Origin of the sequence: Streptomyces sp. NPDC058469 (genome assembly GCF_042721125.1) — a bacterium.
In the GTDB taxonomy this organism is placed as follows: domain Bacteria; phylum Actinomycetota; class Actinomycetes; order Streptomycetales; family Streptomycetaceae; genus Streptomyces.
The window spans coordinates 1-14643 of the sequence record NZ_JBHXME010000220.1 but is presented as its reverse complement, the minus strand read 5'-3'; the positions used below and the strand labels follow the sequence as shown (position 1 = coordinate 14643).

Below are 14643 nucleotides of genomic sequence, written 5' to 3'. Positions count from 1 at the left end.
GTGGTGGCCCGGCCGACGGTGGTTTGTCAGGTCGGGCAGTAGAGGTCGAGGGGTCTGCCGGCGCCGACGGCGTTGATCAGGGTCTGAAGTTCGGAGGGAGCCTTTCAGCGTGGCTGCTGATCGGGCAAGGGGGGGGCGGTGTCCGCAACGCGCGAGGCTCCCGTGCCGTTGAGGGGGGCGTTCGACGTCCCTCCCGGACCGGCAATCCGCCTGGGCCGTCGGGAAGACAAGGTCCGGACGGCGGGCTCGGTGGTCCGTCTGTTGAACGGCACGACCACAGGCCCGCACATCGGCGATGGCGAGAAGGCCACTCTGTTCCAGCCGTCCGACGATCCGTCCGACAGCGCGGCCGCCATCAGCGGCGCGGCCGTCTTCCCTTGGAGGGGGCGACGACCGGTTGGCTACGGGTGGCTCGGAGGTACACGGCGATCCGCCCCGACGGTCGCCGGACGGGTCCCTACGGCGGCTATCGCCCGGTAACGGCGGGGGCCGGCACAGGTGGCGCGGGCTCGAGGGCGACTCACCCTCACTGCTTCAGGTGCGGCACACCGCTGTGGATCGGGTGGTGGCCCGGAGTCGCTCGTCGGCATGTCGGCCGGACAGCGGCGTTGCGTAAGCGGCTGGGGCGGTCTCAGTCGGCCGGTGACAGGAAGGGTCATGCCTGGACTGTGGGGCGAACGTTGATCTCGCCGATCTCGACGTCGCCCGGCTGCTCGATGGCGAAGGCGACCGCGCGGGCGACCGCCGCCGGCGGGATGCCCATCGCGTCCATGTTCTTGCGTATCTGCTCGCGGACGTGCGGGTCTGCCATGGAGCTGGCGAGATCGGTGCGGACGTATCCCGGCGAGATGGCTGTCGTGCGCACCACTCCGTCGGTGGACTCCGTGCGCAGCCCCTCGTGGACGGTGCGCACCGCGTTCTTGGTCGCGGCGTACACCGCCATCGAGGGGGACGTGCCGTGGAGGCCGGCCACGGAGACGATACTGACCAGGTGGCCCGACCCTTGCTCGCGGAAGGCGGGCAGGGCGGCGGCGATGCCGTTGAGCGTGCCGCGAAGGTTGACATCGATCATGGCCGACCAGCCTTCGGTGTCGAGGTCGGCCAGCGGGCTGATGGGGGCGATGCCGGCGTTGTTCACCAGTACGTCGATACGGCCGTACTGGTCGACGGTGGTGGAGACCAGTCGCTGCAGGTCCTCAGCCTTGGTGACGTCGACGACGCACGTGGCAGCGCGGCCCCCTTCCTCCTGGATGTCCTGCGCTATGGCGTCGATGCGCTCGCTGCGGCGCGCTGCGAGGACGACCGAGGCGCCGCGACGGGCGAGCAGGCGGGCTGTGGCTTCGCCAATGCCGCCGCTCGCTCCGGTGATGGCGACGATCTTGCCGTGAAGAGAGAGCACTGCTGCCTCCAAGTAAAGTGGACACGTGTCCGCTGTCTGTTTCACCCTACCGGACACGTGTCCACTTGTCGGGGGTGGAACATGAGGAGAGGCCCATGAGTACGCCGGCACGCCGTCCGGACGCCGTGCAGAACCGGATCCGCATCGTCGAGGCCGCCGGCGCGGCCCTCGCCGAGTCGAGCCACGTCCACCTCAACGAGATCGCCAAGCGTGCCGGCGTAGGACAGGGAACGCTCTACCGGAACTTTCCCAACCGCGAAGCGCTCCTCGCCGAGGTCTACCGGCGCGACGTCGAGGAACTCGTGGCCGCCGCCTCCGCTCTGCTGGCGGAACACGGGCCCGTGGAAGCCCTGCGCCACTGGCTCGACCGAGTGATCGACTACGCCGAGATCAAGTACGGCGTCCTGGCAGCGCTCGAGCCGGCGGCGTGGCAAGACCTTGTCGCCCACAGCCAGAACCCCATCGAAGACGCCCTCGCTCACCTGCTGGACGCCGGGAAGGCGGCCGGTTCCATCCGCATGGACGTGGACGCCCACGGGGTCCTCCTGCTCATCGCCTACCTCGGCCGACTGGACCGGGATGAATGGGAATCAACGGCGCGTCCCCTGATGAACGTCATCCTCGACGGCCTACGCCGACAGGACGCGGACCGGTGAGGGGCCGGTGGGGATAGCGCGAGCCGCCCGTCGGGCGCCTTCGGCTGAGGCGGGCGCGGCCGGCTGGCGTCCACGAAGGCGTTCTTGCGCTCGACTTCGTTTCTGCTGACGAGGCGTGCAGGCCGTAGGTCAGGGATACGGTGCTCCGGAGCCCGGCCCGCTGAACGCCGTCCTGGGAGAGCGAAAGGGCCGGGAACGCGGCAGGAACGGGTGGCGGTAGTGACCACCACCTTCAACACGATCACTCCCGTTCCGCCTCGCGCGGTACTGCCTGTCCGTTCCCGCGGGAGGTCCGGCGGGTGATGCGCCTGTTCGTGAGCATGATCGCGACCCAGGTGATCAGTGATTTCGAGTGCTGGATGATCCCCAGCGACTTCGCCCCCATTCGCCCCGGCGGAATCCGACGGCGGAACGGGGAACCCGATCCGGAGTCCGGCCTTGCGGAGACCTACCGGCTTTCCATCGCCTGTTGCTGCACGCCGCTGCTCGGGGACTTCGCCAATCCCCGTCCCGTACCTGGCGCCCGGACCCCGATTACTGATCTCTTCGGGTTGTTGTCGGGTGCCGATCTCTGCGGTAGGCCGGTGGTATGCGGTACGCGCAGGGCGGCGGATTGACCGCCGAGCGGCGAGAGTTTCGTGAGCGGATCCGGTACGAGGCGGGTGAGCGGTTCGCCCGCGGCGAGAAGAGCTCGGTGATCGCGAGGGATCTGCGGGTGAGTGAGCGGTCGGTGGAACGCTGGCGGCGTGCCCGGCGGGAGGGCGGGATGGACGCCCTCGCCACCGCGGGGCCGCCGAAACTGCCCAGGCTGTCTGACGACCAGTTCGCCGAGTTGGAGAAGGAGTTGGCCCTCGGCCCCGCTGAACACGGCTGGGAGGACCAGCGGTGGACTCTGGCACGGATCAGAGTCCTGATCGCCTTCAGCTTCCGGATCGACTGCTCGATGGCGGCGGTATGGCGGTTGCTCCACCGCCACGGCTGGTCCTGGCAGTCTCCCGCCCGCCGCGCGCTGGAACGTGACGAGCATGCGGTCGGGCTGTGGAAGAAGGATGTGGCCGCAGGCGGAATGACTGCGGCGGCGCTCGGGGCGTTCGTCGTCTTCGAGGACGAGGCCGGGTTCTCGATGACTCCGCCACGGGCCCGCACCTGGGGCCGGCGTGGGCAGACGCCGGTGGTGCGGGTGCGGGGCCGGTCCTGGCGCCGCTGGTCGATCGCCGCCATGTGCTGTTACCGGCCGGGCGAAACGTCCCGGCTGATCTACCGGCCGCGCCGTCACCGCAAGCACAAGGGCACCGGACGCGACGGCTTCTCCTGGAGCGGCTACCGCGACCTGGCCGTCCGCGCGCACATTCAGCTCGGCGACCCCATTGTTTTGATCCGGGACAACCTCACCGTCCACCGGGCCGCCGGGATGCGTGAGTACGCGGCCGCACGTGACTGGCTCACCATCGTGCAACTGCCCTCCTATGCACCGGACTTGAATCCGGTGGAGAGCGTCTGGTCGCTGTTACGACGGGGCCCGCTGGCCAACACCGCCTTCACCGACGACGAGCATCTCGAACGCACTCTGCGCCGGGGCCTGCGTCATATCCAGCTCCGGCCCGACCTCATCGACGGTTGCCTCGCCGACACCGGACTCACCCTCACCCACCACTTGTCAACAATCCGACGAGTTCAGTAACTCATGATCCGCCCTCTGCGGTCTGGTGGGTGTGGCCTGTTGGGCTGCTACTGGCTGGGTGAGGTGAACAGAGTGCGCAGGGTTTGGGTGGCTGTTTCGCGTAGCCAGGTGTGGGCGGGGTCGTTGTCGTGGCGTTGGTGCCAGAGCAGGTGCAGGGGTACTTCGGGTAGGTCGAGTGGCACTGGCAGGGTGGTCAGGCCGAGTTGGTGGCGGACGGAGCGGGTGACCACGTCGGGGAGGGTGACCACGAGGTCGGTGTCGCGGGCGAGTTGGAGTGCGGTGGCGGTGGTGGGGGCGGAGGCGATGACGCGGCGTTTGTGGCCGAGGGCGCTCAGGGCGTCGTCGATCCGGTTGTGGAGGAGTCCGCGCCGGGAGACGGTGAGGTGATCGGCCGCCGCGTATCTCTCGGGGGTGACGGGCTGTTGAGTGAGGGAGTGGCCTGGGCGGACGGCCAGGACGAGCCGGTCGCGGCCGATGAGGCGGTGGCGGATGTCGGGCAGGGACGGCGGGCCATCACTGGAGGCGAGGTCGACCTCACCGCGGCGTAGCTCGGGGGTGTCGTCACCGGGCTCGGCGGTCAGCCGGAGTTGCACCCCGGGGGCCTGGCGGTGCACTGCGGCGATCAGGGCGGTTGCACAGGTGGTGGCGAGGGCGTCGTGCCAGCGGACGGTGAACACGCGCTCCAGCCTCGCCAGGTCGAGTTCCGTCTGAGCGGACAGCAGGTGGTGGGCCTGCTGCACCAAGGCGTGGACCTGGGTGCGCATGGCCAGGGCGCGGGTGGTGGGAGTCATGTGGCGCCCGGTGCGGACCAGGATCTGGTCGCCGGTGGCCTTGCGGATACGGCCCAGAGAGCGGCTCATCGCCGGTGAGGTGACATGAAGGCGGGCGGCGGCACCCTGGACGCTTCCTTCCTCGAGGAGCGCGTCCAGGGCGGCGAGCAGGTTCAAGTCCAGTTGCATACCAGTAACTATACAAGTGACAAAGATGCACTTGCTGTTAACAATGACGGCTTCTACCTTCGAGGTGCGGGGCAGGGACAGCGTCCGGGAACACCCCGCTTCTACCGACCCAAGAGGAATGCCCCATGCCCACAGCCATACCTTTTGACCCCGACGCCACGCTCCTGTCCACGGTGACTGCTGCGGTGGAGGACGCCGGAGTCACCCTTCAGGAGCGCTACACGACCCATGCCCGGGGCGTGAGCCTGGAGGAGGTCGTCGGCGAGATCCACGCGAATGACGACGCAGTCCTCGCCGTACTGCGAGAGCCGCTGCTGCGGGCGAGGGCGGGATCGCGGTGGGCGGAGGACGAGTTGGCCGGCGGGGCGCTCCCGCAGGGCGAGTGGTGGGTCGTCGACCCGGCAGAGGGCAACATCAACCACGTTCACGGCATGCCGGACTGGGCCGTGACCGCCACCCTGGTGCGCGACAACCAGCCGGTCCTCACGGTCGTTCACCTCCCGCAGACCGGCGACACCTACACCGCCACCGTCGGCGGCGGCGCCCACCTCAACGGCCGTACGCTGACGGTGTCGGCGAAGAGTGACCTGGGGGCCGCATTGATCGGCACCGGACAGGCCCGGCCCGGCGAGAGCACCGACACCTTCCGCCGCATCGGGCAATCGGTCACCGCCATGCTCGTCGCCGGTCTGGTTGTACGTGTGTCCGTGCCGGCCACGCTGCAGCTCATCCATGTCGCCGCCGGACGTATGGACGCCTTCTGGCAGTTCTCCGACGTCCGCTCCGGTCTCGTCGCGGGCGCCCTGCTGGTCGCCGAGGCCGGAGGCACCGTCACCGACTTGGACGCCAAGCCCTGGAACGCGGCCAGCCGCGATTTCCTGGCCGCCGCCCCCCAGATCCACACCGCTGCGCTGGACGTCCTGTCCTCGATCTGACCAACTCCCCTGCCGGACCACCCTGGCCCTGCCACCCAACTCGCAATCGCGCGGGCCGAGCAGGGTGTTGTGGCTGGCTCCAGACAGACAGACAGACAGACAGACAGACAGACAGGCCGGACGGCCGCACACCGTATGTCACCCGTCCGTTGAGGGCGGGCCCCGTCACAGGCTCCGACTGCTGAGCCGTAGCCGAGCCGATCCACAGACTAGGACAGCCATGACCACGCTTTCCACAGCGCCAATCACCCCACCGCAACGGGCTCGCCGGGTCCTGTGGAGCATCCCGGTCCGGCTGCGCAAGAGCATCCTGGTCACGCACGTCGCCTCGGCGGGAGCCTGGATCGGCATCGATGCCATCTCCATCGTCCTGGTGGCGATCGGTTGGGTACGCGCGGGTGAGGACCGCACCACCGTATATCGCGCACTCGCGGACTTTTTCGTCGTCCCTCTTCTGCTCTCAGCACTCGTAGCAGGGACGGTCTGCCTGCTCACCGGTGCCCTACTGGGGTTGGCGACCAAGTGGGGCCTCGTCCGCTACTGGTGGGTCGCCGTGAAGCTGGTCCTCAACTTCATCGCCTGCGCGATGATGCTGGCGTTCCTGGGTCCCGTCACCGAACTCGCCACGGGCGAGCAGCCGTTGCAGGACATCTGGTTCGTCTCGTTCCTCGCCGCCACCGCCATGGCGCTGTTGAGTTTTGCCATGGTCCTCTCGGTCTTCAAACCGTGGGGCCGAGTTCGCAAGTAACGCAGCACCCGGACGATCTTGGCACAGGGGGCCTTGGCCAGCGTGGTGCCGCGTGCGGTCCTCTACGTGCGTACGCCCGTGCCGGCCATCCACCAGATGTCTCGGGTCGCCGCAGGATGTATGCATATGCACTGGCAGTACGAGGAGCGCGCGGTCTGGCTTGGGCAGGATGGTGTTGCTCGCCGGAACCGGCGGAGTCATCACCGGTGAAGGGCCGGCCATCGGAGCCGGCTGACGAGCATCGCGTCAGCACGTCGGCTCTGCACGCCCTCGCCCTGCCCGCCGCAACCCTTTGAACCCCGCCCTCGGCCGCCTCGCTGGCCGACCTCGGTGGCGCCTCGCATCGCCCGTGCATGAACAACCACCGCTGAAGTAGCAGTTTCTGCTCATATCCCTTACCTCTCGGAGGCCCCTGCCATGTCTGCTCCTGCCAACTCCGCTCCTGCCGTGCCGAGCACGATTACCGACGACTCAGCAATGCTCCCCGCCGTCGTCGAGGTCGCCGAACGGATCGGCGCCCGCGTACTTGCCCGCTACTCACCAGATGCTCGACCGGCCACCCGTGAGGACATCATGAGCCGCTTCGGACCTATGGAAGAAGAAGCCGCCGAGGGCGTTCAGGCTGCCCTGGCCGCGATCCGCCCGCAGGCCAACTGGCTGGGCGAGGATGAGGAGGAACAGCACCAAGGCGGCCTGCCCGCCGGCGAGTGGTGGGTGAGCGACATCGTCGAAGGCGCGATCAACCACCTGCACGGGCTGACCGAATGGGGCACCACCCTCACCTTGGTCCGCGACAACGAGCCTGTGCTCGGCGTGGTGCATCAGCCCATCGGCAACCTCACCTATACCGCCGTGCGCGGCGGAGGTGCCTTCCGCAGCGGAACCCGGCTACAGGCGTCCGCCAAGAACGACCTCAAAGTGGCGATGATGACCACCAGCCAGGACGGCGGCGAAGACCAGGCGCAACGCCGGCACATGGCGAAGGCATTCGCCGCCATGCTGGGCAACGCGTTGCTGGTACGCAGCACCGTCCCCACCACCTTCCCGCTGCTGGGCGTGGCCGCCGGCCAGTACGACGCCTACTGGCAGTTCCAGCCCGAGATGTCAGGGGTGGGCGCTGGTGTGTTGCTCGCCACCGAAGCCGGCGCCATAGCCACTGACCTGTACGGCCGGCCCTGGCGGCAGGGTGCCGACCTGCTGGTCGCCGCGCCAGGAGTGCACGCCGCCGCTCTGAACGTGCTTTCCAGTACCACCTGAACCGCTGCGGCGTCTGTCACCCGGCGGAAATCGCCAAACCCCCAAGTGCCGCTTGCCTATAAGGAGTTCAACCATGCATCTCACTGTTTTGGGCGCTTCGGGCGCCACCGGGCAGCTGCTGATCCAGCAGGCCCTTGATCGTGGCCACACCGTCACGGCCGTCGCCCGTAATCCCGACCGCCTCCCGGCCACCGGTCATGACGACCAGATGATCCGAGTGCGCGCTGACGTACGGGACACCGACGCCATCAGCCGTGCGCTCAAAGACGCCACCACCATCATCTCCGCACTGGGTATCCCCAGCCGTGACCAGGTCGGTGTGCTGACCGCAGGTGCTCGTGCCGCCGTGGCCGCCGTCCCCGAGCGCATCATCTGGATGGGGGCGTTCGGCACCGGAGCCTCCGCCGCCGCGGCCGGCGCCTTGACGCGCACCCTGCTGCGGGCCATGGGTGCCGAACTCACCGACAAGGTCACCGCCGACACCACCATCCTCGACGCCGGGGGCACGGTCTTTCACTGCGGGCCGCTGTCTGCCGGACCGCTCAGCGAACACCGTCGCACCGTGGACTTGAGCCAGGCACCCCATCGGCTCTTCCCCGCCCGCGTCAGCCGCGCCACCGTCGCCGCCGCGTTGCTCGACGCCGCCGAAACACCGGACCTACCCGACGGCACCTACGTGCCCCTCGACCGCTGAGTGTCTGCCTGGCGTACACGCTGCTCTTTTTTGCGCCTGGCCCGGCCTGACCCGAATCGACGGACAGGCGCGAGACGCTACTGAGCGATTTCAGAGTGGCCACTGATTCCCAATCAGGTTGTCAAGTGGCTGTGGTGACGTGCGGTGTGAAGGCGTCATGTCGCTGTGGCACCGGCGCGGGCAGCGGCGGTCTCGAAGTGCCTGTGGTCTCGTATGAGGGCCCATAGGACGTTGAGGCGGCGCCGGGCAAGCGCCAGGACGGTTTGCTTGTGGGCTTCCCCGCAGCGTGTTTGCGCTGGTAGAACCGCTTGGACTCGGGACGGCACACGGCGGCCACCTGGGCGGAGAGGTAGAACATTCGCAGGAGCCGTCGGTTGTAGCGGCGGGGTCTGCAGAGGTTGCCGCTGACCTTGCCTGAGTCTCGGGGGACCGGGGCCGGCCCGGCGACGCCGGCGAGCCGGTCTGGACTGCCGAAGGCAGACATGTCGCCGCCAGTCGTGGCGATGAACTCCGCGCCGAGTCGTCGTGGAGCGCCGGGCGGCCAATCAGTGGAAGCCACATCATCGGCTCTCGGTGACAGCCACACCCGGCACTCCTGGGTGTCCCGATCCTACGAATGACCCGGATCAACCCATGAAGAAGGGTGTGGATCGGGTGACGACGTTGGCGTCCGCAACGGACAAGGCTCCTGTGCGTGGGGTCTGTCGCCTGCAGTCGTTTCCAGACCGGTGGATCTGAGCGGTGAAGTCGACCTCGCCCCCGGACCCGGACTCCGCCGCCCGCCCTGCTGTGCCGCCACGTTCACGGCGTGAAGGCCCGCCGGGCGGCGCTCGCCGGGCCTGTGCGGCCGGGCCGTCGGTCCGGTGGTGTCCTGGCCTGGGTGCCACCGTCGTGGAGCGGGCAGTCGAGAAATCTGGGCGTGGTGGCGGTGCCGGGTGCTGGCAGGTTGCCCCGTTCCTCGAGCACCTGGTGTGCGGAGTGGTGGCCGGGCAGGCTAGTTTGCTCGGGTGAGTCTCCTTGATGATGTGGCCGAGCGTGACGGCTGGCGCTGCTGGGTGTGTGACGAACCGGTCGACCCCGACGAGTCGGTGAACGACCCGCGGGGGCCCAGCGTCGACAGCCGGACCGCCGACCGCAAGACCAAGGTCGCCGAGCGGCTCGCGCACCGTGGGTGCAACACCCGTAAGGGCGCGGTCAAGGTGGTCATCGCCTGGCCGGACCGCCTGTACGTGGTCGAACCCGCGCCGCTGATCACCGTTGCGGGGAGGCTGGAGCGTAAGGGGGGCCGCGAGATGGTGGGCCGTTGTCCGACCAGACGGGACGCCCAGGAGGCGGCGGATTGGCTGGTGGACCGGTTCTCCAGACTGGTACCGGGGCTGCCGGTGACCGCCGACATCGAGGCGGGCGGCGGGCAGTTCCTCGTCATCCTGGCCACCGGCCGCCGCTGACCGCGGCGGCGGGATCGGAGCTCCGCTGGCTGGTGGTTAGCCGATCTTCTCCGAGGGCTTGCAGTCGGTGGTCTGGAATGCCTTGTCAGCTGCGGCGATCTTGACGATGGCCGGGCCCTGGGCGTTGCCGTTGGCGATGATGGCGCTGCCTTTGCCGGTCGTGTCCCTCAAGCGTGCCCAGTAGCAGCCGTACGTGTTCTTGCCTTCGCTGCGGTAGGTGCCGGCGTGGATGTCTTTGCCCACCAGGAAGGTTCCATCGCCGGGAATCCCTCCCTTGGGCGCGGCCTCCTCCTGCGGCCCGCCAGTGGCGTTGGGGGAAGGGGCACCCGCCTGTACGTCTGCGCCCGTCGCGGTGGCGGTCACGGTCACTGTTGCGGAAGGAGAGTCCTTGCCCCCTCCTCTTCCGCCACTGCGATCCAACACGCCCTGAGCCTGGGCGGCGCATACTTGCAGTTCACCGGGCAAGTGATGCGACGAGGGCGCGTATTGAGTCGTGATCAGTTGGCGGTCCGGGTGAGGTCTTTGATCCAGATCACCGAGGTGCGCAGGTGGAGGCCGGCGAGGTAGCTGTCTGGGGTCTTGTCGTACCGGGTGGCGATGCCCCGCCAGGCCTTGAGCTTGTTGATCAGACGCTCGACGGTGTTCTGCTCCTTGTAGAGGCAGGTGTTGTGGCTGACGGTCCGGCCGCCCCCGGATCCCTTCTTCTTCCGGTTGGCGGCCTGGTCCTTCTTCTCCGGGATCACGGCTTTGATACCGCGTCTGCGCAGGTAGGCCCGGTTGCCGCGGGAGGAGTAGGCCTTGTCAGCGGCGACCGCGTCCGGCCGGGTGTGGGGACGGCCGACGGGACCGCGGACCCGTAACTTCCTGAGCACGGGCAGGAACTGCGGGCTGTCGGCAGCCTGGCCCACGGTCCGCACGAACGCCGGCGGACGGCACTTGCGGTCGGCTGCGAGGTGGACCTTGCTGGACTGCCCGCCCCTGGAACGCCCCAGGAGGGCTGCCTTCAACCTCAGTTTTCGCCGCCGTGGGATGCGCCGTCGCTCCTCCCGCCCGGGATCGAACTCGGCGTCCTGTCCGTCTTGTTCTTCGAGGCTGCCCCTTTTGACCTGGCCTTCTCCGCCTCGGTGGCAGCCTTCTCCAGGGCGCCGAGGACGTCCTCGCCCAGGTGCATCCCGGCAGCATCGTGGTGAGCGCGCGCGGTGGGGGAGTCGATGCTGACCAGGGACAGATCGATCTCACCCCGCTTCGCGGCTTCCGCGATCAGGCCCTCCATCAGGGCCTCGAAGACACACCCGTCCCGCCACTGCCGGAAGCGGTTGTGCACGGTCGACCAGGCACCGAACTCCTGCGGCATCTCCCGCCACTGCCCGCCGGTCTTGAACCGCCAGATCACGCCCTCGAACTGCTGCCGCAGCCGCTCGGGGTACGGACCGTACTCGCAGATCGGCAGGTACGGCCCGATGAACTCCCATTCCTCATCGGTCAGTTGCAGTCGCGTCACGCAAGAAGGTCTATCGGTCCAGCCCTCGCCACGAAGCCGAATCCCGCAGGCCGATCACGACTCGATACGCGCCCTTGCCTCGCCGTTTCGGTTGACGTGAGGCCGGTTGGTGGCCGGGAACGCGAAAGTGCCCTCTGATCTGGGACGATGAACCTTGTCGAGGGGTTCTGTCGGTCCAGATGGACGGCACTTTCTACGTGCAGGGAGGGTATCGGTTCGCGTCCCTGGCTTCATGTCTCCGCCGACGGTGCAGGGGTGGCCGGGGCACGGCTGTTGGCCTATCTCGCCGAGGTCACCGGACTGACCAGCGCGTCGCGAACTACTCGACACGCTCGTGATCGATGAACGCCGTCAACACGTCCACAGTCGCGTCGGGCTGCTCGTCGGGAATGAAGTGTCCGGCTTGTGGGATGAAGACGCCGGTCGCGTTCTCTGCCCACGGGCTGATGGAGGCGGCCATGTCGGGGACCGAGCCATGGGAGCTGGAGATTCCCAGGACCGGGACGGTCAAGTGCCCTCGTTCGAGAGCGGCATGATTCTTACGCGCTGATTCCGCGGCGTCGCGGTAGTAGGCGAGACACGCTGAAAGACCTCCCTCGGCCGCGATGGCGGCGGCGTAATGGTCGATCTCGGCGCCGTCGAAGGTGTTCGGGGACAGAGCTTTGACCTTCAGGAACCAGCCGACGTAGTCACGCTCGCGGCCGGTGAGCAGAGTCTCGGGCAGTTCGGGCACCAGGTGGAAGGCGAAGTGCCAGGTCTTCCAGGCCCGGTCGGGATCCGTTGGGATGGAGTCCGGGAGGGTGATTCCGGGAATGCCGGCGTCAAGCAGAGCGACACCATGCAGGCGCTCTTCGTACTTCAGGGCCAGCGAGAAGGCAACCCAGGCCCCGATGTCGTGGGCGACGAGCCAGTATTTCGGCACGTTGAGCGCGGTCAGCGCGGCCTGGACACGCGAAGCGACGGTGTGCGTGTCGTAGCCCCCTTGAGGGCGGTCGGAGTGGCCCTGCCCCGGCAGGTCGATCGCGATCACGTGGAATCGCTCGGTAAGGCCTGGCATCACCTTTCGCCAAGCCCACCAGGTCTGCGGGAATCCGGCGAGCAGGACGACGCTTGGACCGGCCGGCCGGCCGCCTTCCACGGCGTGAAGTCGGATTCCTTCCGCGTCGACCCAGCGGTGAGTGAAACCCGCAAGGTCGTACAGCGGCAACCCGGGGACCGGGTTCTGGTCGCAGGAGCGGTTCGGGGCTATGGCGTCGGCGGTCATGTCTTGAGCCTACCGCATCTTGGACTGGTCAGTTCAAGATAGGATGGGCAGGGCCACAACGGCTGGTCCAAGAACGAGGTGCATGCGTGATGGCCGGGAAGAAGCAGTTCGACGTGGGCATCACGCTCGACGCGGCGATGGTCCAGTTCTGGCGGGCCGGATACGCCGACACGTCTCTCGACGACCACGACCTCTGCAGGACGACCGGATTGAACCGCAGTTCCATCTACTCCTCGTTCGGCGACAAAGACTGTGCGGGCGGCGGCCCGGCTGGGCCAGGTCCTCGTTTCGAGCAACTCCCGTTTGATGGTGGCGAAGAACGACTCGGTGAGTGCGTTGTCCCAGCACTGCCCGGTGCGGCCGACGGACAGACGGATGCCCAACTCCGTTGCCAGGGCGGCGAATTGCTGACTGGTGTACTGACAGCCGCGATCCGAGTGGAAGATCACCGGCCGGGTGGGACGACGACGGCGGCAGGCAGACCGGAGGGCGTTTGCGACCAGTTCGGTCCGCAGGTGGTCGGCGGTGGACCAGCCGACCACGCGACGGGAGGCGATGTCGATGACGATGGCCAGATAGAGCCAGCCCTCGTCGGTGGCAACGTAGGTGATGTCACCGCACCAGCGGGTGTCCAGGCCGTCCGGGTCGGGAGCGAAGTCCCGGACGACGAGGTCGGGCCGGACGGCGGCCCGCGGGTCGGGGACCGTCGTCAACTGCCGTCGCCTGCGGTGCCGGCCTCGCAGTCCGGCTGTGCGCATCAGCCGAGCGGTGCGGCGACGGCCGCAGTCCTCGCCCTGCCGTTGAAGGACGGCGTGAATGCGCGGGGCCCCGTAGGTCCCGCGGGAGTTCACGTGGACTTGCGTGATCTTCTCGGTCAGCTCGGCGTCGCGGACCGCTCGCGGGCCGGGCTTGCCGCTGCGGCGGGCGTAGAAGGCGGTTCGGGAGACCTGCAGCAGTTCACACGCGCGCTTGACGTTGTGACCGTCTCGCTTCTCCGCCTCGATGAACGGGTGCACCGTCACCGGGTCTCCTTCGCGAAGAAAGCCGTGGCCTGCTTGAGGACCTCCACGTCCTCCCGCAGCCGGCGGTTCTCCCGCCGCAACGCGGCCAGCTCCTCACGTTCACTGCTGGTCAGGCCATCGCCCTCGCCCGCGTCGGTCTCGGCCTGGCTCACCCACAGCCGCACCGCGGTCTCGGTCAGGTCGAAGTCCTTGGCGATCTGACCGACCGGGCGGTCACCACGTCGGCACAACTCGACGATCTCGGCTTTGAACTCCGGCGTGAACGAACGGCGAGGCCGAGGCTTCTTCTTCCTCATGCTCCATGATGGACATCCTCCCGGGGCAGAACCCCTGATCTCAGATGTCCGTCAAAGCGGATCAAGCCCAGTGCACGTTGACATCACAGACAGGCACACGATATCTCGATGACCGCGTTGTTCGGCATGGTCAATGGCATCTACGGCCGGGTGCGACTGACGGAGACGGGAATGCAGTTCCGCGCTTTGGTCAGTAGGCGCTCGATTTCGTGGTGCGAAGTTGCTGGTGTCGAGTCGCGGAAGTGAACGCGAGGCCAAACGAACGGTAATCAGGGAAGAGCACGAGACGGAGCGTGCACGAATCGCTGCCGATATTGAGCGTGAGCGGATCCGGCGAGGCGTGACAGGACAAGAGGATTTTCCTGATGCCTCTACTGATGAGGGTGAGGCGCCAGGAGCAGTATGAGCCCTTGGTCCGGATCAGTGATGGCCCTCTTCGTACGCCCGGGCTTGCCCCTCCATCCGAGCGTTCAGCGGTACCCAGGCAGTCGAGGCCATGACCGCGCGGCCCCGCGGCTCGACAGCACCCAGGGGTGCGGCCGCCGCCCCGCGGGAGCACTCTGCCGATTTCTTGCCTGTTCCGCTTGCTTGGAGTGCACGCCAAGGCCATAGCGTTGAGGGCATGCCGGTATCACTAGGGTCTCGCTGGCGTCCCGGAGGCTGCCCAACTTCTATACCGGCTCCCGGCTACTGAGGTTGAACTCGGGTTGTCGTCGGTGTGAGTGATAACCCGGTTTCGATGAGGCATCCGTCGATGAGGTGGGGGCGGTACTGGATCGTGCG

The 14643-nt window shown here is 67.8% G+C and carries 13 protein-coding genes and 2 pseudogenes; 7 read left to right on the top strand and 8 right to left on the bottom strand.

Annotated elements, in window-relative coordinates; all coding sequences use genetic code 11:
• Positions 1 to 655: 655 nt before the first annotated feature.
• Positions 656 to 1399 (bottom strand): SDR family oxidoreductase, encoded by a 744-nt coding sequence (locus ACFWP5_RS47915; protein ID WP_384172214.1) that lies wholly within the window; start codon positions 1397 to 1399, stop codon positions 656 to 658.
• Between the two features lie 95 nt (positions 1400 to 1494).
• On the opposite strand from ACFWP5_RS47915, the gene ACFWP5_RS47910 reads away from it, so the two are divergent.
• Both ACFWP5_RS47910 and ACFWP5_RS47905 read left to right on the top strand, forming a co-directional pair.
• A complete protein-coding gene (locus ACFWP5_RS47910; RefSeq protein WP_384172211.1) occupies positions 1495 to 2055 on the top strand; it encodes a TetR/AcrR family transcriptional regulator in 561 nt (186 codons plus the stop codon).
• 589 nt (positions 2056 to 2644) lie between these two features.
• Positions 2645 to 3736, top strand: coding sequence for an IS630 family transposase (locus ACFWP5_RS47905; RefSeq protein WP_384172208.1), 1092 nt, complete (start codon positions 2645 to 2647; stop codon positions 3734 to 3736).
• A gap of 47 nt (positions 3737 to 3783) precedes the next feature.
• On the opposite strand, the gene ACFWP5_RS47900 is transcribed toward ACFWP5_RS47905, so the two are convergent.
• Positions 3784 to 4695 carry a LysR family transcriptional regulator gene (locus ACFWP5_RS47900; RefSeq protein WP_384172206.1) on the bottom strand — a complete coding sequence of 304 codons (912 nt, stop codon included), beginning with the start codon at positions 4693 to 4695 and terminating at the stop codon, positions 3784 to 3786.
• A gap of 125 nt (positions 4696 to 4820) precedes the next feature.
• On the opposite strand from ACFWP5_RS47900, the gene ACFWP5_RS47895 reads away from it, so the two are divergent.
• The 4 genes from ACFWP5_RS47895 (at position 4821) to ACFWP5_RS47880 (ending at position 8329) form a co-directional block, all read left to right on the top strand.
• Entirely contained in the window at positions 4821 to 5630 is an 810-nt protein-coding gene (locus tag ACFWP5_RS47895; RefSeq protein ID WP_384172203.1) for an inositol monophosphatase family protein, read from the top strand.
• Between the two features lie 220 nt (positions 5631 to 5850).
• On the top strand, positions 5851 to 6378 hold the full coding sequence (locus ACFWP5_RS47890) for a hypothetical protein (RefSeq protein ID WP_384172200.1): 528 nt from the start codon (positions 5851 to 5853) through the stop codon (positions 6376 to 6378).
• Between the two features lie 447 nt (positions 6379 to 6825).
• Complete coding sequence (locus tag ACFWP5_RS47885) at positions 6826 to 7635, top strand: inositol monophosphatase family protein (protein WP_384172197.1); 810 nt, start codon at positions 6826 to 6828, stop codon at positions 7633 to 7635.
• 73 nt (positions 7636 to 7708) lie between these two features.
• Positions 7709 to 8329, top strand: a complete 621-nt coding sequence (locus ACFWP5_RS47880) for an NAD(P)-dependent oxidoreductase (RefSeq protein ID WP_384172194.1) — start codon at positions 7709 to 7711, stop codon at positions 8327 to 8329.
• A gap of 155 nt (positions 8330 to 8484) precedes the next feature.
• Here the strand turns inward: ACFWP5_RS47880 and ACFWP5_RS47875 are convergent.
• Positions 8485 to 8867: pseudogene (locus ACFWP5_RS47875) on the bottom strand (transposase); the annotation flags it as partial.
• Positions 8868 to 9336: 469 nt separating this feature from the next.
• On the opposite strand from ACFWP5_RS47875, the gene ACFWP5_RS47870 reads away from it, so the two are divergent.
• Positions 9337 to 9777, top strand: coding sequence for a hypothetical protein (locus ACFWP5_RS47870; RefSeq protein WP_384172191.1), 441 nt, complete (start codon positions 9337 to 9339; stop codon positions 9775 to 9777).
• 36 nt (positions 9778 to 9813) lie between these two features.
• Here the strand turns inward: ACFWP5_RS47870 and ACFWP5_RS47865 are convergent, their stop codons facing one another.
• The 5 genes and pseudogenes from ACFWP5_RS47865 to ACFWP5_RS47845 all read right to left on the bottom strand — a co-directional run bounded on the left by ACFWP5_RS47865 (position 9814) and on the right by ACFWP5_RS47845 (position 13860).
• Positions 9814 to 10140, bottom strand: a complete 327-nt coding sequence (locus tag ACFWP5_RS47865) for a hypothetical protein (protein WP_384172188.1) — start codon at positions 10138 to 10140, stop codon at positions 9814 to 9816.
• Between the two features lie 134 nt (positions 10141 to 10274).
• Positions 10275 to 11278: pseudogene (locus ACFWP5_RS47860) on the bottom strand (IS5 family transposase).
• 319 nt (positions 11279 to 11597) lie between these two features.
• Positions 11598 to 12542, bottom strand: a complete 945-nt coding sequence (locus ACFWP5_RS47855; RefSeq protein WP_384172185.1) for an alpha/beta fold hydrolase — start codon at positions 12540 to 12542, stop codon at positions 11598 to 11600.
• The gene (locus ACFWP5_RS47850; RefSeq protein WP_384172182.1) at positions 12539 to 13564 is read right to left on the bottom strand and encodes an IS3 family transposase; all 1026 of its coding nucleotides are present in this window, start codon (positions 13562 to 13564) and stop codon (positions 12539 to 12541) included. Before ACFWP5_RS47850 ends, ACFWP5_RS47855 begins: the two co-directional genes overlap by 4 nt.
• A complete protein-coding gene (locus ACFWP5_RS47845; RefSeq protein WP_384172180.1) occupies positions 13561 to 13860 on the bottom strand; it encodes a transposase in 300 nt (99 codons plus the stop codon). The genes ACFWP5_RS47850 and ACFWP5_RS47845 overlap by 4 nt, the downstream gene beginning before the upstream one ends.
• Positions 13861 to 14643 lie beyond the last annotated feature (783 nt).

What these genes read in the sequence shown, in the direction of transcription:
- ACFWP5_RS47890 (WP_384172200.1), top strand. Translation starts at nt 5,851, where the DNA reads ATGACCACGCTTTCCACAGCGCCAATCACCCCACCGCAACGGGCTCGC.
- ACFWP5_RS47855 (WP_384172185.1), bottom strand. Translation starts at nt 12,542, where the DNA reads ATGACCGCCGACGCCATAGCCCCGAACCGCTCCTGCGACCAGAACCCG.
- ACFWP5_RS47905 (WP_384172208.1), top strand. Translation starts at nt 2,645, where the DNA reads ATGCGGTACGCGCAGGGCGGCGGATTGACCGCCGAGCGGCGAGAGTTT.
- ACFWP5_RS47900 (WP_384172206.1), bottom strand. Translation starts at nt 4,695, where the DNA reads ATGCAACTGGACTTGAACCTGCTCGCCGCCCTGGACGCGCTCCTCGAG.
- ACFWP5_RS47910 (WP_384172211.1), top strand. Translation starts at nt 1,495, where the DNA reads ATGAGTACGCCGGCACGCCGTCCGGACGCCGTGCAGAACCGGATCCGC.
- ACFWP5_RS47895 (WP_384172203.1), top strand. Translation starts at nt 4,821, where the DNA reads ATGCCCACAGCCATACCTTTTGACCCCGACGCCACGCTCCTGTCCACG.
- ACFWP5_RS47880 (WP_384172194.1), top strand. Translation starts at nt 7,709, where the DNA reads ATGCATCTCACTGTTTTGGGCGCTTCGGGCGCCACCGGGCAGCTGCTG.
- ACFWP5_RS47845 (WP_384172180.1), bottom strand. Translation starts at nt 13,860, where the DNA reads ATGAGGAAGAAGAAGCCTCGGCCTCGCCGTTCGTTCACGCCGGAGTTC.